18 protein-coding genes are annotated in these 18062 nt (G+C 63.8%); 8 read left to right on the top strand and 10 right to left on the bottom strand.

Going from position 1 to position 18062, the window contains the following annotated elements:
• Positions 1-14: 14 nt before the first annotated feature.
• The 4 genes from tilS to cysS all read right to left on the bottom strand — a co-directional run bounded on the left by tilS (position 15) and on the right by cysS (position 4750).
• A complete protein-coding gene (tilS, locus tag PSUB009319_RS03235) occupies positions 15-1442 on the bottom strand; it encodes a tRNA lysidine(34) synthetase TilS (protein ID WP_124380826.1) in 1428 nt (475 codons plus the stop codon).
• Complete coding sequence (locus tag PSUB009319_RS03230) at positions 1411-2379, bottom strand: acetyl-CoA carboxylase carboxyltransferase subunit alpha (RefSeq protein WP_124380825.1); 969 nt, start codon at positions 2377-2379, stop codon at positions 1411-1413. Before PSUB009319_RS03230 ends, tilS begins: the two co-directional genes overlap by 32 nt.
• Before the next feature lie 98 nt (positions 2380-2477).
• Complete coding sequence (locus tag PSUB009319_RS03225) at positions 2478-3362, bottom strand: DNA-3-methyladenine glycosylase (protein ID WP_124380824.1); 885 nt, start codon at positions 3360-3362, stop codon at positions 2478-2480.
• The gene (gene cysS, locus PSUB009319_RS03220; protein WP_124380823.1) at positions 3359-4750 is read right to left on the bottom strand and encodes a cysteine--tRNA ligase; all 1392 of its coding nucleotides are present in this window, start codon (positions 4748-4750) and stop codon (positions 3359-3361) included. The genes PSUB009319_RS03225 and cysS overlap by 4 nt, the downstream gene beginning before the upstream one ends.
• Before the next feature lie 253 nt (positions 4751-5003).
• Here cysS and PSUB009319_RS03215 point away from each other — a divergent pair, with 253 nt between their 5' ends.
• Genes PSUB009319_RS03215 through PSUB009319_RS03200 form a run of 4 tightly spaced genes read left to right on the top strand, consistent with a single transcriptional unit; the run spans position 5004 to position 7660 of the window.
• A complete protein-coding gene (locus PSUB009319_RS03215) occupies positions 5004-5654 on the top strand; it encodes a hypothetical protein (protein ID WP_124380822.1) in 651 nt (216 codons plus the stop codon).
• Between the two features lie 51 nt (positions 5655-5705).
• Positions 5706-6287, top strand: a complete 582-nt coding sequence (locus tag PSUB009319_RS03210) for a peptidylprolyl isomerase (RefSeq protein ID WP_124380821.1) — start codon at positions 5706-5708, stop codon at positions 6285-6287.
• Between the two features lie 51 nt (positions 6288-6338).
• Positions 6339-6845, top strand: coding sequence for a peptidylprolyl isomerase (locus PSUB009319_RS03205; protein ID WP_124380820.1), 507 nt, complete (start codon positions 6339-6341; stop codon positions 6843-6845).
• Positions 6842-7660, top strand: a complete 819-nt coding sequence (locus tag PSUB009319_RS03200) for a UDP-2,3-diacylglucosamine diphosphatase (RefSeq protein WP_124380819.1) — start codon at positions 6842-6844, stop codon at positions 7658-7660. The genes PSUB009319_RS03205 and PSUB009319_RS03200 overlap by 4 nt, the downstream gene beginning before the upstream one ends.
• 16 nt (positions 7661-7676) lie before the next feature.
• Here the strand turns inward: PSUB009319_RS03200 and cysE are convergent, their stop codons facing one another.
• Both cysE and PSUB009319_RS03190 read right to left on the bottom strand, forming a co-directional pair.
• Positions 7677-8423 (bottom strand): serine O-acetyltransferase, encoded by a 747-nt coding sequence (gene cysE / locus PSUB009319_RS03195; RefSeq protein WP_374704179.1) that lies wholly within the window; start codon positions 8421-8423, stop codon positions 7677-7679.
• A gap of 149 nt (positions 8424-8572) precedes the next feature.
• A complete protein-coding gene (locus PSUB009319_RS03190; RefSeq protein ID WP_374704178.1) occupies positions 8573-9466 on the bottom strand; it encodes an RNA methyltransferase in 894 nt (297 codons plus the stop codon).
• 133 nt (positions 9467-9599) lie between these two features.
• Between PSUB009319_RS03190 and PSUB009319_RS03185 the strand changes: the two genes are divergently transcribed.
• On the top strand, positions 9600-10412 hold the full coding sequence (locus tag PSUB009319_RS03185) for an inositol monophosphatase family protein (RefSeq protein ID WP_124380816.1): 813 nt from the start codon (positions 9600-9602) through the stop codon (positions 10410-10412).
• 63 nt (positions 10413-10475) lie between these two features.
• On the opposite strand, the gene PSUB009319_RS03180 is transcribed toward PSUB009319_RS03185, so the two are convergent.
• Together PSUB009319_RS03180 and PSUB009319_RS03175 are read right to left on the bottom strand one after the other, a co-directional pair.
• On the bottom strand, positions 10476-10934 hold the full coding sequence (locus PSUB009319_RS03180) for a DUF2846 domain-containing protein (RefSeq protein WP_124380815.1): 459 nt from the start codon (positions 10932-10934) through the stop codon (positions 10476-10478).
• Positions 10931-11317, bottom strand: a complete 387-nt coding sequence (locus PSUB009319_RS03175) for a hypothetical protein (protein ID WP_260392875.1) — start codon at positions 11315-11317, stop codon at positions 10931-10933. The genes PSUB009319_RS03180 and PSUB009319_RS03175 overlap by 4 nt, the downstream gene beginning before the upstream one ends.
• 428 nt (positions 11318-11745) lie before the next feature.
• Here PSUB009319_RS03175 and PSUB009319_RS03170 point away from each other — a divergent pair, with 428 nt between their 5' ends.
• The gene (locus PSUB009319_RS03170) at positions 11746-12450 is read left to right on the top strand and encodes a glutamine amidotransferase (RefSeq protein WP_124380813.1); all 705 of its coding nucleotides are present in this window, start codon (positions 11746-11748) and stop codon (positions 12448-12450) included.
• A complete protein-coding gene (locus tag PSUB009319_RS03165) occupies positions 12447-13166 on the top strand; it encodes an MOSC domain-containing protein (protein ID WP_124380812.1) in 720 nt (239 codons plus the stop codon). The genes PSUB009319_RS03170 and PSUB009319_RS03165 overlap by 4 nt, the downstream gene beginning before the upstream one ends.
• A gap of 12 nt (positions 13167-13178) precedes the next feature.
• On the opposite strand, the gene PSUB009319_RS03160 is transcribed toward PSUB009319_RS03165, so the two are convergent.
• A complete protein-coding gene (locus PSUB009319_RS03160) occupies positions 13179-14996 on the bottom strand; it encodes a methyl-accepting chemotaxis protein (RefSeq protein WP_124380811.1) in 1818 nt (605 codons plus the stop codon).
• A gap of 61 nt (positions 14997-15057) precedes the next feature.
• Complete coding sequence (locus PSUB009319_RS03155; RefSeq protein ID WP_124380810.1) at positions 15058-16926, bottom strand: methyl-accepting chemotaxis protein; 1869 nt, start codon at positions 16924-16926, stop codon at positions 15058-15060.
• Between the two features lie 237 nt (positions 16927-17163).
• Between PSUB009319_RS03155 and PSUB009319_RS03150 the strand changes: the two genes are divergently transcribed.
• Positions 17164-18060 (top strand): LysR family transcriptional regulator, encoded by an 897-nt coding sequence (locus PSUB009319_RS03150; RefSeq protein ID WP_124380809.1) that lies wholly within the window; start codon positions 17164-17166, stop codon positions 18058-18060.
• Positions 18061-18062 lie beyond the last annotated feature (2 nt).

Raw genomic sequence — 18062 nt, 5'->3', positions numbered from 1 at the left:
GCCGCCGATGTATATCAGGACGCACTCTCAAGGGCAGCAGACCACGTGATCAGCCAACCCGGGCCGTTGTGCGTGGCCGCCCGATCCATTCCCAGCCCGGCGGCAAACACCAGCGTTTCACCTGCATAGAGCAACGGTAGACGCTGGCGCTCCCAAGCCGGAATGCCGGCCTCCTGATACGCCTGCTTGAGCCCCCGCGAGGGCCCGCCGGGGCGCAGTACGATGCGTTCGCCACCGCGGCGGGGCAACAGCGACAAGGGCGCTAGCAAAGTTTGCGCTGCGATGCCATCGCTCGTCACGGGCGAAAACAGCAAGGCCCCGCCCCATGCGTCCACGCTCACACGCTGATCGGCCAAACGTGCCGGATCAAACTGCGTCACCCCGATAGCGATAGCCACCGGTTCGGGGGCATCGTTGGCACCGGTCTCGATCCATGCAATACCCCGATAGCGTCTGATCTGCCCTGCCGGCAATTCAATGCACAACGCGCCGTCATCGCGGGCTTCAATCAGTTGGACGCGCAGATCGTCGAGGCGGCGCGCAGACAGCGCGCGCATGCCCGCCTCGGCCAGCCATGCACGCAACACTGCACGCTGACGCGGCGCGGAGAGCGTAATCAGCGCTGCCACCGCAAGCCCATCGGCCGAAGCGACCTGCGTCAAATCCGCCTGCGCAATCTCGTCGATCAACGCGGCCGCATCCGCCAGATGTGTCGCACTGCGCGAGAGCGCTTCACGATATGCAGGGAAATGTCTGGCCATGCCCAAGAGCAACGGCCGCAGCGCATTGCGCGCGTAGCGTGCATCGCTGTTGGAGGGATCCTCGACCCACGTGAGCGCATGCGTGTGCGCGTACAACTCGATCTCACTGCGCGGCACGTCAATCCACGGGCGCAGCAATGTGACAGCGCCCGCGCGAGCCATCGGCATGGCAGCAAGACCATCAAGACCAGCGCCACGCATCAATTGCAGCAGCACGGTTTCAGCTTGATCGTCTTGATGATGCGCCGTCAGTAAAACGGAGGCGCCGCTCTCTGCGCAAAGCGCCTCCAGTGCTGTGTAGCGGGCTTCGCGCGCCGCTTCTTCCACGCCCTGCCCTGCATCGACAGCCACATGGACGCGGCGCGCATGAAACGCAACGCCAGCAGCTTGCGCCATGCGTTCGCAGGCGCATTCCCAGACATCGGCATCGGCCTGCAAGCCGTGGTGAATATGCAAGGCGACAAGACGCACCTGGGCACTCGCATCGCGCCACGCCGCGCATGCATGCAGCAGCGCGGCGGAATCGCGCCCACCCGACAGCGCAATCGCCACTGTCGGCATCACCGGCATCGGCGCCTCGCCAGAAACAACAAAGGCCGCACACGCGGCAACGCGTTGTGCGACCTTGCTGACCAGCCGGGCTGATGAATCAGCGACCTTCGGTTTCCTTGAACTTGCCATAAGCCATCAGGCGTTCGTGACGGCGCGCCTGGAGTTCCGATGTCTTCATGCCCTGAAACTGGCGCAGCGATTCAGCCAGCGCGCGCTTGAGCATCGTCGCCATGTTCTTCGGATCGCGGTGCGCTCCGCCCAGCGGCTCGTTGACGATCTTGTCGATCAGGCTCAGCGCCTTGAGGCGGTGTGCGGTCAGGCCCAGTGCCTCGGCGGCTTCAGGTGCCTTTTCCGCGGTCTTCCACAGAATCGACGCGCAGCCTTCCGGCGAAATCACAGCGTACGTGGCGAACTGCAGCATGATCACCGCATCGCCCATGGCGATGGCCAGCGCACCGCCCGAACCACCTTCGCCGATGATGGTGGCGATCAGGGGCACCTTCAGGCCAGCCATGACGAAGAGGTTGTGGCCGATGGCTTCGGATTGGCCGCGCTCTTCCGCATCGATGCCCGGGAATGCACCCGGCGTATCGACAAACGTGAAGATCGGCAGACCAAACTTGTCGGCCAGCTCCATCAGGCGCTTGGCCTTGCGGTAGCCCTCGGGCTTGGACATGCCGAAGTTGCGCAGCGCGCGCTCCTTCGTGTCGCGGCCCTTCTGGTGACCGATCACCATGCAAGGCTGGCCGTTGAAGCGTGCCAGACCGCCAACGATCGACAGGTCGTCCGCGAAGGTGCGGTCGCCATGCAGTTCGTGGAAGTCGGTGAAGATTTCGCGGACGTAGTCCAGCGTGTACGGCCGCTGCGGGTGCCGCGCGATCTGCGCGACCTGCCAGGGCGTCAGGTTGGCGTACAGATCTTTGGTGAGCTGCTGGCTCTTGGAGGCCAGGCGAGATATTTCTTCAGAAATATCGACAGCGGAATCGTCTTGAACGAAACGAAGTTCTTCGATCTTCGCCTCAAGTTCTGCGATCGGCTGCTCGAACTCCAGGAAGGTTGTTTTCATGGATCTTCTGAAAGGCTCGTGAAGGCGCGCATTCTACCGGATTTTGACCACGGGTTGATTGTGCAGGTTCATGCTGCGCCTTTCATCGAAATGGACAATCAATAGGTGGTCGCTGTATCGAGGCTGCGCCACATATACCAAGTGGCCACGGTGCGCCACGGTTCCCAGTTGGCCGCCACTTCGCGTGCTTCACTGCGAGTGACGGGCTCGCCACTGAAATAATTTTGTGAAATCGCGTTGATCAGCCCGATATCGTCGAGCGGCAACACATTCGGGCGCATCAGATTGAACATCAGAAACATCTCTGCCGTCCATCGACCGATGCCGCGGATTTGCGTCAGCTCGGCAATCACATCCTCATCTTCCATCTCGGCCCACTTGGCGACATGGACGGTGCCGTTACGGAAGTGGTCGGCAAGATCGAGGATGTATTCCGCCTTGCGCTTGGACAAGCCGCAACCCGCCAGCTTCTCTTGGCCAGCACGCAGGAACTGCGCGGGCACCAGCTTGGGGCACACCGCCACCACACGCTCCCACACCGACTGCGCAGCCTTCACAGAAATCTGCTGACCGACAATCGACCGCGCCAACGTGACGAACGGATCGCCACGCGAAGCCAGGTGCGCAGGGCCATACGTCGGGATGATCTTGCGCAGGATGCGGTCGCGCTTCATGAGGTCAGCGCACGCTTCCTGCCAATACTCGGGTGGGCCGGAGAGCACCACCTCTGCCGGCACAGGCAACGTCTCGTTGGCGGCCAGCGCGTCAGGCAGCGGCACCTTGCTCGCCGGCGCGCGCTTGGCCGGTGCCTTGGCGGACACCTTTCCCGCCTTGATGGTCGTCGTCTTGGCGGCGACCGTTTTGCTCGTCGCGCCGTCGACTTTCTTGGCGGCTGCCTTCTTGGCAGCCGGCGCCTTCACAGCCGGTGTTTCCTTGGCCGTGGTGCTGCGCGCCACGCTGGCTTTCTTGGCCACCGCGTTCATGCGCGTCTCCACTCGGTCACGCCGCCCGGCTTGTCTTCCAGCACGATACCGGCAGCCAGCAGATCGGCGCGGATGGCATCGGCGCGGGCGAAGTCGCGGGCGGCCTTGGCGGCGCGGCGCTCTTCGATACGGGCTTCAACCGCTGCGGCGTCCATGCCGTCCGCTGTCACGCCGCCTTGCAGGAACACGTGCGGATCACGGCCCAGCAGACCCATCACGCCGGCCAGCGCCGCCAGTTGACAGGCCAGCTCGGGCGAGCGCGTCTTGTTCACTTCGCTCGCCAGCTCAAACAGCACTGACACGGCGACCGGCGTGTTGAAGTCGTCGTTCATCGCCTCGAGGAAGCGCTTGCCGTGCGACTCGTTCCAGTCAGGCTGGGCGCCAGCCGCAGCGGGCACATCCTTGAGCGCGGTGTACAGGCGCGTGAGCGCGTGGCGCGCGTCGTCCAGGTGGGCGTCGCTGTAGTTCAGGTCGCTGCGATAGTGCGAGCGCAGGATGAAGAAGCGCACGACTTCGGCGTCGTACACCTTGAGCACGTCGCGGATGGTGAAGAAGTTGCCGAGCGATTTCGACATCTTCTCGTCATTCACGCGCACGAAACCGTTGTGCATCCACGTGTTGACGAACGTCTTGCCGGTCGCGCCTTCGGATTGGGCGATCTCGTTTTCGTGGTGCGGAAACTGCAGGTCGGCACCCCCACCATGCAGGTCGAAATGCTCGCCGAGCAACTCGCAGCTCATGGCCGAGCACTCGATATGCCAGCCCGGGCGCCCCTCGCCCCACTGCGACGCCCAGCGGGATTCGGCTGGTTCGTCGGCCTTGGCGGATTTCCACAGCACGAAGTCGAGCGGATCCTGCTTAGCGTCGTTGGCGGCCACACGCTCGCCGGCACGCAGGTCTTCGAGCGACTTGCCCGAAAGCTTGCCGTAGCCCGGGAACTTGCGCACGGCGTAGTTCACGTCGCCATCAGTGGCCTGATAGGCCAGGCCGTTTGTCTGCAGCTTGCCGATCATGCTCAGCATCTGCGGCACGTATTCGGTGGCGCGCGGCTCGTGATCGGGGCGCTGGACGCCGAGCGCATCGGCATCTTCATGCATGGCCGTGATGAAGCGATTGGTGAGCGCGCTCATCGTCTCGCCGTTTTCAACCGCACGCCTGATGATCTTGTCATCAATGTCGGTGATGTTGCGCACGTAGGTCACGTTGTAACCAGCCGCGCGCAGCCAGCGCTGCACCATGTCAAAGACCACCATGACCCGCGCATGCCCGACGTGACAGTAGTCGTACACCGTCATCCCGCACACGTACATGCGCACATGACCGGGCTCGATGGGGACGAACGTCTGTTTCTCACGCGCGAGCGTGTTGTAGATCTTGAGTGATTCCATGAAGCGGTGTCGGGAGACTCAGCGCGCCGCGCATGCGAGATACAACCTTGCGGGCGGACTAAATTGGAGGCAATCGGCGCCGGCGCGGCGCCTGCAAAACTAGCGGCATATCTTACCGGAACTGCGCTGACAGGGCGGCCTGCCGGCGCGCCTGGCATGCTCCCCGTCAAGAACCCTTCCCGGCACGCACGGCCGCCGCTACGCGCAAAGACGGTTTGTTAGAATGCGGCGGAGTATAACGGAACCGATTCTCATGAACAGACCGCTGCGTCAGACCGCTGCAACCCTGGCTTGCCTGCTCGCCGTGTCAGCGGCACCGGCCCTTGCCCAGACCGCCGGCTTCGCCTTGCCGGCCGACTTGATGCCCAGCACGCAGCAAGCCCCGCAGGTCGCGCGCCAGAAGCGCATCGACGACGAATTGACCAAGAAGCAATACGCGCAGGCACTGGCCGAACTGGACAAAGACGTCGCCTCGCAGCCACGCAACGCGCAGGCCCGCTTCCAGCGCGGCGTAGCACTTGCCGGCCTGGGCCGCGCCGACGATGCCATCGTCGCCTTCAGCCAGATGACGCAGGATTTCCCGGAACTGCCCGAGCCGTACATCAACCTGGCGGCGTTGTACGCCGAGCGCGGTGAACTGCTCCGTGCCCGTGACAGCCTGATCATGGCGAACCGCGTGGCGCCGGAAAACGCGCTGGCGCAATCCAATCTTGGCGATGTCTACGTTCGCCTGGCTGCACAGTCGTACCAGAACGCGATCAAGCTGAACCCGAAGAACGCCGCCGCGCGCGCACGCCTGGATGCCCTGCCCGACCTGCCGGGCGTACATCCTGCGTCCAAACCCGTCACGACCACGCTGCCCGCAGCCAGCGGCGTGAGTGCCAAGCCGGCGAAGCGTCAATAAGAAGACGCGGCCGATCCTGCTTTTCCCACCCCAAGCGCTCTCTTCCTGACCATGCTCCGTATCCGCTCTCTCTTTGCCGGGCTCGTGTGTGCACTGGCCGTAACCGCCACCGCAGCCACGGCAGCCACCGCTTCCGCACAGCGCGTCCAATTCAAGACGTCGATGGGTAACTTCACCGTCGAGGTGTATCCGGACAAGGCACCCAAGACGGTCGCCAACTTCCTGCAATACGTGAAGGACGGCTTCTACAAGGGCACGATCTTCCACCGTGTGATGGATGGCTTCATGATCCAGGGCGGCGGCTTCACGCCCGACATGAAGCAGAAGGACACGCGCCCGCCGGTTGAGATCGAATCGAAGAACGGCCTGAAGAACGACAAGTACACGATCGCCATGGCCCGCACGATGGATCCGAACTCCGCCACCGCGCAGTTTTATGTGAACGTGGTCGATAACAACATGCTGAACTACCCTGGTCAGGACGGCTACGGCTATACCGTCTTCGGCAAGGTGGTCGATGGCACCGACACCATCGACAAGATCAAGGCGGTGGAAACCACCACCAAGTTCCCGCACCAGAACGTGCCCGTGAAGCCGATCCTGATTGAATCGGCCACCGTCGTCTCCAAGTAACGTCCCCGCAACGCCCGAACAACGTATTTCGCATCCCCCAAGGAACTCACCATGACCCAAGTCAAGCTGCACACCAACCACGGCGACATCACCCTGGCGCTGGACGCTGAAAAAGCACCCAAGTCGGTTGCCAACTTTGTCGCCTATGTGAAGGACGGCCACTACAACGGCACGGTGTTCCACCGCGTCATCAAGGGCTTCATGATCCAGGGCGGTGGCTTCGAGCCGGGCGAGAAAATGAGCCAGAAGCCCACCAAGGCGCCGATCGACAACGAAGCCAACAACGGCCTGAAGAACGAGCGTGGCAGCATTGCCATGGCACGCACCAATGATCCGCACTCGGCCACCGCGCAGTTCTTTATCAACACGGTCGACAATGACTTCCTGAACCACAGCTCGCCAACGCCGCAAGGCTGGGGCTACGCCGTGTTCGGCAAAGTGACGGAAGGCATGGATGTGGTCGACAAGATCCATTCGGTGCGCACGGGCAACCGTGGCTTCCACCAGGATGTGCCGATGGAAGACGTGGTCATCGAAAGCGCTGAAGTGATCGAATGATCGACACAGCGCACGCCTTACAGGCATCCGCGCTGAAGACACCGGTCCGGGTTTCGGGGCCGGTGTTTTTTATTTCGGATTTGCACCTGACGGCCAGCATGCCGGCCACCGCCGCCGCGCTCGAGCGCTTCCTGCGCACACGCGCCCGCGAGGCACGCACGCTTGTCATCCTGGGTGACTTCTTCGAATACTGGGTCGGCGACGAAGAGCTGGCTGATCCGTTCCATCAGCACATCGCCAACCTGCTCGCCGAACTTGCGCCGGCCGGCACGCGTGTACTGTTCATGCACGGCAATCGTGACTTCCTGCTCGGCAAGCGTTTTCTGGCTGCCGCGCATGCCACGCTGCTGCCCGACCCCGCCGTGCTCGAAGCCGATGATGGCCAGCGCATCGTGCTTGCCCATGGCGACGCCCTTTGCACGCGCGACACGGCGTACATGCGCTTTCGCCACTGGACGCGCAAACGCTGGGTGCAGCGGATTTTCCTGGCGATGCCGCTGCACTGGCGGCTGAAGATTGCGCAGAAGATGCGCGCGGAAAGCGAAGCCGGCCGCGCCATATCAGCCAACGTTGTGGGTGAACCACGCGCCGCCGCGGTGATGGGCGACGTGGCCCCCGACGCCGTTGATGCACTGTTCAAGGCAGCAGGCTCACCCACGCTGATCCACGGCCACACGCACCGCCCGCAACGGCACCACGAGCCGAGCGGCGAGCGCTGGGTGCTCTCGGACTGGGATTTCGATCACGCACAGCCGCGCGGCGCCTTCCTCAAGCTGGAAAACGGTGCGCTGACGGTCGAGCAAGCGGCCGCATAAGCCGTACTGCCCTTCCTTACTTGAGCATCCGTTTCAGCTCGCTCGCGTCGAACGGGTCGTTCGGCGAGTTCTCCAGATGCGCGCCCAGGCGATCGAGCGCAGAGAGAATCGAGTCGATACGCTCCTGCTGAAGCTCGCTGTGGTCAATCAACCGCTTGAGCGCGAGTGACACCGGGTCATCCGCATCCGGCGTGATGCCGTAGGCTGAAAACTCCTGCTTGAGCGCAGACTTAGCCTCGGCCGCCACATCGCGCTCAATGATGCGCGCCGGAATGCCAACCGCCGTTGCGCCCGGCGGCACCGGCTTGAGCACCACCGCGTTGGAGCCAACGCGCGCGCCATCCCCGATGACGAATCCGCCGAGCACCTTGGCGCCCGCGCTGACCACCACGCCCTTGCCGAGCGTCGGGTGTCGCTTGGCGCCCTTGTAGAGCGAGGTTCCGCCCAGCGTCACGCCCTGGTAGATCGTGCAGTCGTCGCCGATGTCCGCCGTCTCGCCAATCACGACGCCCATGCCGTGATCGATAAACACGCGCCGGCCGATGGTCGCGCCGGGGTGAATCTCGATGCCGGTCAGGAAGCGCCCGAGGTGCGAGAACCACCGCCCGAGCAACTTGAAGCCACCGTGCCAACACGCATGCGCGACCCGATGGACGATGACGGCGTGCAGACCCGGATAGCAGGTCAGCACTTCCCAGCGGCTGCGTGCGGCCGGGTCTCGCTCCATGATGGCGCCGATATCTTCGCGAATGCGTGTGAACATCTTGGGTCGTGTGTGGATCGTTGTATCTATATGCGCAAAGCGCTGAGGGCAGTGTAAGGCATTCCCTTACCGCACCACGGCAAGGGTTTTAGCCCGACATGCAGGGGATGCCGCCCCGTTTTATCAACAACGGGCGGCTTTCAAGAAGGTCAGCGACAGTCGTCGGCTGCGCCGGTGGGCGGGGCAACCGCTTCGGCACGACGGCCAAGCATGCGCTTGGCGATCCCGCGCAGGATGTTGACCTCCTCGCTCTCCAACTGCGTGCGGGCAAACAGCCGCCGCAGGCGCGGCATCAGCTTCTTCGGCTGTGCGGGGTCGAGAAAACCGATCTCGACAAGGCCCTGCTCGAGGTGCTCAAACATCCCGTCGATCTGCTCCGCTGTAGCCGGTTCGCCGACAAAGCCGACACCTTCCATGCGGGTGTCACCGGTGCCGGTGTCGGCCAGCAGCGCCATGCGCACTTCATACGCAATCAACTGCACCGCCTGCGACAAGTTCAGCGATGCATACGCCGGGTTGGCCGGAATGTGCGTGACGACGTGGCAGCGGTCCACCACCTCGTTGGGCAAGCCAAAGCGCTCATTACCGAAGACGAAGGCGACGGTGGCGTCCGGTGCGGCCAGCAATGCAGCCACCTCTTCGGCTGCGGCGCGCGGGCCGATACGGCGTGGGCCGAATTCGCGCGGGCGGGCCGTCAGCGCAATGGTGAGCGAGGCGCCAGCCAGCGCCTCGCCAATGTGGTCAACCACGCGGGCGCCAGCCAGCACGTCGTCTGCGCCGCTTGCCATGGCAACGGCATCGGCGTGGGACTGGTGAGACTGACCAGAGCCCTCGCGCGGGCGCACGAGTATGAAGCTGCCGGGCTCGCCAAACCCCATCGTCTTGAGGGCGCGTGCCGTGGAGCCGACATTGCCAGGGTGGCTGGTCTCCACCAGCACGAAGCGGCAACGCGCGGCACGCTGGCGCAGCGTTTCAGGGTCGACGGGGGTAGTGTTCGATGTGCTCATTGGCGCAATTCGCGGGGCGCCGGGGGCGGGGTTCATATACAATACGGTCACTCTTTTGACGGCGGGCAGGATCATGTGATTGGCCCGCCGCTCGTTCTTCTACAATTTGTTGTGTTGTTCGCCTGCGGCCGCTTCCGAAAAATCGGCACGCCAGGCGCGGAGATCCCTCATGCATCCGATGCTCAATATCGCCGTCCGGGCTGCTCGCAAGGCCGGCACTGTCATCAACCGCGCGTCCTTCGACGTCGATGGCCTGCGCACCGAGCGCAAACAACACAACGATTTCGTTACCGAAGTCGATCGCGCGGCTGAAGCAGCGATCATCGAAGTCATCAAGACTGCCTACCCCGATCACGCGATTTTAGCGGAAGAGTCCGGCCAATCCTGGGCCGATGGCGAAACCGCCAGCGAAAACGTCTGGGTCATCGATCCGCTGGACGGCACCACCAACTTCATCCACGGCTTCCCGCAATATGGCGTGTCGATTGCGCTGATGCAGCGCGGCGTCGTTACCCAGGCCGTGGTGTACGACCCGACGCGCGACGAACTCTTCACTGCCTCCAAGGGCGCCGGCGCGTTCCTGAACAACCGCCGCATCCGCGTTACGCGCCGCGACAAGCTGGCCGACTGCCTGATCGGCACCGGCTTCCCATACCGCGACCTTGAAGGCCTGTACGACTACACCCGCCTGTTCGCCACCATGACGGAAAGCTGCACTGGCCTGCGTCGTCCGGGCGCAGCCGCGCTGGACCTCGCCTACGTGGCCTGCGGCCGCCTCGACGGCTTCTTCGAGCAAGGCCTGAGCAAATGGGACATGGCCGCCGGCTCGCTGCTGGTGACCGAATCGGGCGGCCTGGTCGGCAACTACACTGGCGAATCGGGCTACCTCGACCAAGGCGAAATCCTGGCCGGCAACCCGAAGGCCTTCGTGCAGATGATCAAGATCACCTCACCGTTCTCGCGGTCGAAGGCTGAGGCTTGATTGATACGCCAAGCCAAAACAAAAAAGCCCGCATCGTGCGGGCTTCTTTTTCGGCGATACAACTTACTTCTTGGCAACCGGCGGCTGGTTAGGCGCAAAGCTCAACGACGGCAGCTCGGCTTGCGCCTTCTCCGGCGTTTCCAGCTCCGGCACGATGCGGCCGACCAGCAGACCAAACGATACCGACGTGCGCACGTACTTGGTCTCGCCGGCGTCCAGTGCGAAGCTCAGCGTCTTCTCCGTCTCCGTCGCTGTCGACACAACGTACTTGCCGGCCGGACGATCGACATAGAAGAAGCCGCCCGGCTTGGACTGGCCAACCACCTCGTTATTGAGCTTGACGTCGGGCTGCAACGCGGCACCCATCATTGACGACGAGCGGAAGAAGTACACGCGGCCTTGATCCTGCTTGATGGTCGGAATCGTCGAAGCCATCTCGGAATACTTCACCCCCGACGCGCAACCCGCCATCAGAACAGTGATACCGATGGCGGAAACCAGTGCGCGCAAAACTCCCTTCATTGTGATTCTCCTGTTGTGATTGAAACGGCTGTGGAAAGCGGGGAATACGCCTGCTCGCCGGGCAGGTAAAACCCGACCAGACGTTGCTTGGCGATAACGAGATACGCTTCGTGAACCTGACGGCCCTCGATCGTGAAAATCGTGCCGACCGGGCGATAGACAGTGCCTTGCGACAGCCTGCCAACGCGCTGCCAACTGGAGTTGGCTGTGAGCGTGCGCGTGTAGCCGGTCTCCAGACGGATCTCCGTTGACGATTTGAGCTGAATGCGCGACGGCCCAGTCGCGTCGTCCGTGGCCAACGTGGCCGGTGTGGTTGACACCATTGGCGCGCACGCGCCCAAGCCGGCCAACGCAATACCTGCCGCGACGACCCAATGCAACATCGGCTTTCGCACAACCCCTCCCGAATCTTCTTGTTGGTGCCAAGGCGGCACTCTGTGAGGCGTCATCTTAGTGACGTGGCGCAGATGCAGCATCCCCTCGAATCCGGTTTTTCGGGGGGGTGCGTGATGCATTCTTTTAAAAGCTGATGTAAATAACACTTAGCCAGCACGCGCAGTCCCAAGGCCACATCGCCGTTTTAACAACCACAGGCAGATGGAACGCCAGAGACGCCCAGGATTCCCAGCTCGGCAAGTGGACCTTCTTTTTCTCGGCGCTCCAACCCCTGCGCTCGATGAATGCGCCTTTTGCCCGGTACATCGCGTTCAAAATCCAGCGCACGGCACCACAAGCCCTCACCAGACGCGCGGGTTTTGCCCTCCTGAGCCGTCCTTCACAATGGGCATCACCCGAACCTTCCGTACCCGCCATGAAAACCGCTCTCGCATTGCGCCACGTCCCGTTCGAGCATCTCGGCATACTGCAGCCGCTGCTGGAAGCACGCGGATACTCCGTACGCACGGTGGACGCCGGTGTGCAACTCGTGCCGGGGCGCGACATGCTCGCCGCCGATCTGTTGATCGTGCTGGGCGGGCCCATCGGCGCGCATGACGATGCGATCTATCCGTTTGTACGCGACGAGGCCGAAGCCATTGCGCAGCGGTTGGCAGCGCGCAAGCCACTCATCGGCATCTGCCTGGGCGCGCAACTGATGGCGCGGGCACTGGGCGCTGCGGTCAGGCCGATGGGCATGAAGGAGATCGGCTTCGCGCCCATTACGCTCACAGCAGAAGGTGCCGGCTCCCCACTCGCGCCGCTGGCCGATGGCACGCCGGTGCTGCACTGGCATGGCGATCGATATGACCTGCCGCCCGGTGCGCAACGGCTGGCATTCACGGCGGTCTGCGCGGAGCAGGCTTTCGCCATCGGCGATCACGCACTGGGGCTGCAATTCCATCTGGAGGCGAATCTGGATGAGCTGGAAGCGTGGCTGATCGGGCATGCGGCGGAACTCGGCGCGGCGGGCATCGACCCACGTGCGTTGCGTGCGCAAGCACCAGCGGTTGCGGAGCGCCTGTCACAACGCGCGCGCGAGGTCTTCACTGCATGGCTGAATCGCGCGGAGGCCGCATGACGCTGCCTGGCCCTGTCCGTATCGATACCGTCCTTACCGGCCGCGCAGTCGACTACACGCGTCCTGGCTCACGCAGTGCTATCGACAAGCGCCCCGTGAACGATGCGGTGGAGGTGGGCATCAACGGCATCGTCGGTGATGAGCAAGGCGACCTTCGTGTGCACGGTGGCCGCGACAAGGCGGTCCACCACTACCCGTTCGATCACTACGCGGCTTGGCAAGCAGACATCGGCGCGCAGCCGTTGCTTGCTCAGCCCGGCGCGTTTGGCGAGAACCTGAGCACGGCGGGCGTCACCGAAGCGGACGTCTGCGTGGGCGACCGCCTGCGTGCAGGCGGCGTCGTGCTGGAGGTGTCGCAATTGCGCCAGCCGTGCTGGAAACTCAACGATCGCTTCAGTACGGGCGACAACCCCGTGCGCGACATGGCACGCCGCGTGCAACACACGGGCCGCACGGGCTGGTACTACCGGGTCTTGGAAGGCGGCACGCTTCGCGCGGGCGATACGCTCGAATGGCTTGAGCGGCCATGGCCACAATGGCCGCTGGCGCGTGTGCTGGAGGTGCTCTACCGCAACATGCTCGACCGTGCTGCGCTGACCGACATGCTGGCGCTGCCGCTCACGCCGTCATGGCGCAAGCTGGTGGAAGGCCGCCTCGCGCGCGGCGAGGTAGAGAGCTGGACCAAGCGGATCGATGGCCCAGCGCTCAATGCCTAAGTTCTCAACCGCTCAGAACGTTTCCCAATCCGCATCGGAACCGCCACCGGCCACGGCCAGCGTCTGCTTTCTGGCGGAAGCGGCAACAGGAACAGCGGCGGCGGGTGCAGCCGGCGCAGCAGCTACCGGCTGAGCCGCCAGCTTCGGCTCACGCTTGCGGATGGCTGCGCGCGCAGGCTTGGCCGGGGTGAGCGGCCTAGCGGCAGCCTTGGTCACAGGCTTGGCAACCTTCTCAGGTTTCAGTGGGGCCATGGCGGCGGTCTCCGCCCCGTCCAGCCGGAACTGCGATACCACCTGCGCCAGGTTCTGCGCCTGCTCTTCCAGCGACTGCGCGGCAGCCGCGGCCTGCTCGACCAGCGCGGCGTTCTGCTGCGTGACCTGCTCCATTTCCGTCACGGCCTGGCCGATCTGCAGGATGCCCTGCGTCTGCTCGGCGGATGCGGAGGCGATATCCTCAACAATATTGGCCACGCGGCGCACGGCCTCCACCGTCTCGGTGATGGTCTGGCCAGCCTGCGCGACCTGCGTGTGACCCGCTTGCACACGCGACACCGAGTCGTCGATCAGCGTCTTGATTTCCTTGGCCGCTGCGGCACTGCGCTGGGCCAGCGCACGCACTTCGCCAGCCACCACGGCAAAGCCGCGGCCCTGCTCGCCGGCGCGGGCGGCTTCCACGGCGGCGTTGAGCGCGAGAATGTTGGTCTGGAACGCAATGCCATCAATCACGCCGATGATGTCGGCCATCTTGCGCGAGCCCGCGCTGATGTCGTCCATGGTGGCCACCACGCCGCGAACCACGTCGCCACCGCGCGAAGCCAGATCAGCGGCGTTGGACGCCAGCGCACTGGCTTGGCGCGCATTGTCGGAGTTGTTCGTCACGGTGGAGGTCATCTGCTCCATGCTCGCGGCCGTCTTCTCCAGCGATGCCGACTGCTGCTCCGTGCGCGTGGACAAATCCAGGTTGCCACTGGCGATTTCGTGCGCGCCGGTGTTAACGGAGTCCGAGCTGTTGCGCACCTGGCGCACGGTGTTCACCAGGCTCTCGCGCATGCGGCCCACGGCGGCCAGCAGGCGGCCGAGTTCATTGCGGCCGCCCGTCTTCACGTGGATGGCCAGATCGCCTTCGGCCACGCGGCTCAGCACGGTCACGGCTTCGTTGAGCGGCGTGATCACAAACGCCTTGAGCCCATAGAAGACCGCCACGATCAATGCAAGCGCCATGGCAATACCCAGCGCCACAAACTTCAGGATCGTTTCGTAGCGTGCGCGGCCGCCATCGGCTTGGTCTTTGGCCAGTGTCTTGACGAGCTGCTGGAAGTTCTCGATCTGTACCGACCAGGCCGCACCGGTATCGGTCACGTCCTTGTAGTTAATTGGAGCGTAGGCTGCGGCGTCGCCGGCGCGCAAGGCGGCCAGGGCTCGCTGCACGGCCTCGATATGCGTCTGCGCGGCTTGAACGATCGCTTGGTGCTGCGCCTGGTCGATACCTTCGATGGGCGGCGCATTCTTGAACGCTTCCACCTGCGCGATCGATTTCTTCAAACCCTTTTCCGAACTGGCGAGCGCTGCCGACTTGGCCGCATCGTCCATGTTCTCGCGCAGGACGCTGTACAAGCGCGACATGCCGGTGCGCGCGCGCTGCATGTCTTTGTACGCGTCGTTCAGCAGCATGCTGCGGTCTGAAATGTCATGCACGCGCTCGGTCGCGGAGTTGGTGGTGCGCAGGGCCAGAACGCCCACCGCCGCCCCGACCACGATCATCAGCGCAAAGGTGATCAGAATCGCCAGCAGGCCAGCACGCACACTGGTGTTCTTCAAAATGCGGTCCATCTTTGTCTCCGGAATCCGGCCAGCGCTGAGTAACGTTGCACCGGAGGCAATACGTTGAATATCAGAACGTTTCCCAATCGGAATCGTCGCCGGCCGCGACCAGCGGTTTTGCTTTGGCAAGACTGGCGGGCACGGCAACCGGTGCAGGCTGCTGGGCGGGTTGCTGGGCGGGTTGTTTCGCGGCCGGCTTGGCAGCGCCCTTGCGCAGCACGGGCGCCTTGCGTGACGTGAGCTTGGGGTGGGCGGCTTCGGCGCTCGGCTTCGCAGGCTCGCGGCGTGGCGCTTCGTTCCTGGCCGCCGCCGGAGCTGCGGCTGCAACAGGCTTGAGCGGTGCAACCGCCGGCTCGACCTTGGTCACCATGGCAGGAGCGTGCAGCGCATGCGCGTCCAGGCGGAATTGCGCGACCACTTGCGTCAGGCTCACCGCCTGCTCTTCCAGCGATTGCGCGGCTGCAGCGGCTTGTTCCACCAGCGCGGCGTTTTGCTGCGTGGCGTCGTCGAGCTGCGTGACGGCGTGACTGACCTCTTCAATGCCCGAGCGCTGTTCCTGGCTCGCGGACGCAATCTCGCCGACGATATCGGTCACACGCTTCACGCTCGCAACAACCTCGCGCATGGTCGTGCCCGCCTCTTCCACCAGCGCGCTGCCTGCGTCCACATTGACTACGGAATCGTCGATCAGCGCCTTGATCTCCTTGGCGGCGGCCGCGCTGCGCTGTGCAAGGCTGCGCACTTCGCCAGCAACGACCGCAAAACCGCGGCCCTGTTCACCGGCACGGGCAGCTTCCACCGCGGCGTTGAGCGCGAGGATGTTGGTCTGGAAAGCGATGCCGTCAATGACACCGATGATGTCGACGATCTTGCGCGACGACGCGTTGATCGAACCCATGGTCTCCACCACGCGCGTCACCACATCGCCACCGCGCACGGCCACATCCGAGGCGGACGCGGCCAGTTGATTGGCCTGTTGGGCGTTGTCAGTATTCTGCTGCACGGTCGACATCAGCTCTTCCATGGCCGAGGCAGTTTCTTCCAGCGAGCTGGCCTGCTGTTCCGTGCGCGACGACAGATCAAGGTTGCCGCTGGCGATCTCGCGCGTGGCAGTGCCGATCGTTTCCGAGGCGCCCTTGATGCGGCCGATGGTCTGCACCAGCGCGCCGCGCATGCGGCTCATGGCGTAGAGCAAGCTGTGGTTGTCATCGGCGCGGGTGGCGATCTCGACCGTCAGGTCGCCGCCGGCAATGCGGTTGGCCACCTCGGCTGCGTAGGCGGGGTCGCCGCCCAGCGTGCGCTGCAGGCCGCGGTTGGCGACGCTGCCCAGCAACAACAGCAGGCCCCCGACCAGCACCAGCAGGCCGCCGGTCTGGTACAGCGACGTCATGAACGCAGCGTTGATGTCGTCCATGTAGACGCCAGTCGAGAACACCCAGTCCCACGGCTCATAACGCATTGCGAAGGCCGTCTTGGGCACCGGCTCCGATCCGCCGACTTTCGGCCACACATAGCTGGTGAATCCGCCTTTCGGATCTTTGGCGGCGTTGGTCAGGCCCATGTAGACGGCATTGCCCTGCGCATCCTTGAAGCCGGATTGATCCTTGCCGATGAACTCGGGCTTGATCGGGTGCATCACCACCACGTTGTTGGAACTGGTGATGGTGAAGTAGCCGTCCTTGTCATAGCGCAGCGCCTTGAAGCGGTCGAGCGCCTGTTTCTGCGCGGCATCCTTGGTCAGCGTGCCGCTCTTGGTCAAATCGTCGTACTGCTTGACGAGGTTCATGGCCATGGTGGTCACGCTAACCAGATTGTTCTTGCGCTCTTCCACGCGGATCTCGCGCGCCTGATACGCGTTGAATACCGAGATCAAGGTCAGCGCGACAAGGCTGATGACCAACGGCAACCAAAGCTTTTGGCGAAAGCTGAGCTTGCTCATTCCAGAGTCTCCGAATGCGGAGCCGCGGAGCGCCGTTTGCGCAAACGCGTTTCCATAGAGTTTTAGGGGTTCGATAGGTCTATCGGCAGGTGGCTCACCAATCTTGAGTAGGCGTAACCCCGCAAAACGTGGCGGCTGCGCGCCTGAACCGGCGCCAGGTGCCGCTTGCATCGCCCGATATTTGCAAAAAACGCCGCGTTTGGCAGAATTCTTTTGATCTGAAATTGATAATCAACGATGAAAACGACGCTCGAAGAACTGCTCGCCTTCCGCACCGTGGTCGATACGGGTTCCGTGACGGCCGCCGCCGAGCAGCTCGGCCAGACAGTGTCGGGCGTGAGCCGCGCGCTGCGCCGCCTGGAAGAGAAACTGGACACCACCCTGCTCTCGCGCACCACGCGCCGGCTGTCCCTGACTGACGAGGGCGCGACGTTTCTGGCCCAGGCCCGCAGCATCCTCGCCGCCGTGGACGAGGCCGAGGAGCAGATCGCCCTGCGCCGCCAGCAGCCGGCTGGCCGCCTGCGCGTCAATGCAGCCATGCCGTTCATGCTGCATGTGGTCGCACCGCTGGTGCCGGACTTCCGCGCGCAATATCCGCAGATCGACCTGGAACTGAACACCAACGATTTGGTGATCGACCTGCTGGAAGAAGACACCGACGTGGCCATCCGCATTGGTACGCTGCGCGATTCCACTTTGCGTGCGCGGCTGCTCGGCACCCGGCGCCTGCGCGTGCTGGCGAGCCCCGCGTATCTGAAAGCGCACGGCCAGCCGCGCAGCGTGGATGACGTGCAGAAGCACGCCCTGCTCGGCTTCATGCAGCCGGAATCGCTGAACCACTGGCCCCTGCGCGGCCCGCACGGCGACCGCTTGCGTATCGAACCCACGCTCAAGGCGTCCAGCGGTGAAACCCTGCGCCAGCTCGCCTTGCACGGCGCCGGCATCGTCTGCCTGGCCGATTTCATGACCGCCGAAGACCGGCTCAAAGGGGATCTCGTGCAGGTGCTGCCGGATGCCACAGTGGAGGTGCTGCAGCCCATTCACGCGGTGTACTACCGCAATACGCAGTTGGCTTCGCGCATTGCATGCTTTTTGGATTTTCTCGAAGCCCGACTCGCTGACGATGTGCGGTGAAG

Source organism: Ralstonia sp. SET104, assembly GCF_003851545.1.
Taxonomy (GTDB): domain Bacteria; phylum Pseudomonadota; class Gammaproteobacteria; order Burkholderiales; family Burkholderiaceae; genus Ralstonia.
Note: the sequence above shows the minus strand (reverse complement) of the source record. Positions and strands in the feature narration are given on the sequence as shown.

Coding starts and splice junctions, on each gene's coding strand:
- tilS (WP_124380826.1), bottom strand. CDS start 1,442: ATGGCAAGTTCAAGGAAACCGAAGGTCGCTGATTCATCAGCCCGGCTG.
- PSUB009319_RS03230 (WP_124380825.1), bottom strand. CDS start 2,379: ATGAAAACAACCTTCCTGGAGTTCGAGCAGCCGATCGCAGAACTTGAG.
- PSUB009319_RS03225 (WP_124380824.1), bottom strand. CDS start 3,362: ATGAACGCGGTGGCCAAGAAAGCCAGCGTGGCGCGCAGCACCACGGCC.
- cysS (WP_124380823.1), bottom strand. CDS start 4,750: ATGGAATCACTCAAGATCTACAACACGCTCGCGCGTGAGAAACAGACG.
- PSUB009319_RS03215 (WP_124380822.1), top strand. CDS start 5,004: ATGAACAGACCGCTGCGTCAGACCGCTGCAACCCTGGCTTGCCTGCTC.
- PSUB009319_RS03210 (WP_124380821.1), top strand. CDS start 5,706: ATGCTCCGTATCCGCTCTCTCTTTGCCGGGCTCGTGTGTGCACTGGCC.
- PSUB009319_RS03205 (WP_124380820.1), top strand. CDS start 6,339: ATGACCCAAGTCAAGCTGCACACCAACCACGGCGACATCACCCTGGCG.
- PSUB009319_RS03200 (WP_124380819.1), top strand. CDS start 6,842: ATGATCGACACAGCGCACGCCTTACAGGCATCCGCGCTGAAGACACCG.
- cysE (WP_374704179.1), bottom strand. CDS start 8,423: ATGTTCACACGCATTCGCGAAGATATCGGCGCCATCATGGAGCGAGAC.
- PSUB009319_RS03190 (WP_374704178.1), bottom strand. CDS start 9,466: ATGAACCCCGCCCCCGGCGCCCCGCGAATTGCGCCAATGAGCACATCG.
- PSUB009319_RS03185 (WP_124380816.1), top strand. CDS start 9,600: ATGCATCCGATGCTCAATATCGCCGTCCGGGCTGCTCGCAAGGCCGGC.
- PSUB009319_RS03180 (WP_124380815.1), bottom strand. CDS start 10,934: ATGAAGGGAGTTTTGCGCGCACTGGTTTCCGCCATCGGTATCACTGTT.
- PSUB009319_RS03175 (WP_260392875.1), bottom strand. CDS start 11,317: ATGTTGCATTGGGTCGTCGCGGCAGGTATTGCGTTGGCCGGCTTGGGC.
- PSUB009319_RS03170 (WP_124380813.1), top strand. CDS start 11,746: ATGAAAACCGCTCTCGCATTGCGCCACGTCCCGTTCGAGCATCTCGGC.
- PSUB009319_RS03165 (WP_124380812.1), top strand. CDS start 12,447: ATGACGCTGCCTGGCCCTGTCCGTATCGATACCGTCCTTACCGGCCGC.
- PSUB009319_RS03160 (WP_124380811.1), bottom strand. CDS start 14,996: ATGGACCGCATTTTGAAGAACACCAGTGTGCGTGCTGGCCTGCTGGCG.
- PSUB009319_RS03155 (WP_124380810.1), bottom strand. CDS start 16,926: ATGAGCAAGCTCAGCTTTCGCCAAAAGCTTTGGTTGCCGTTGGTCATC.
- PSUB009319_RS03150 (WP_124380809.1), top strand. CDS start 17,164: ATGAAAACGACGCTCGAAGAACTGCTCGCCTTCCGCACCGTGGTCGAT.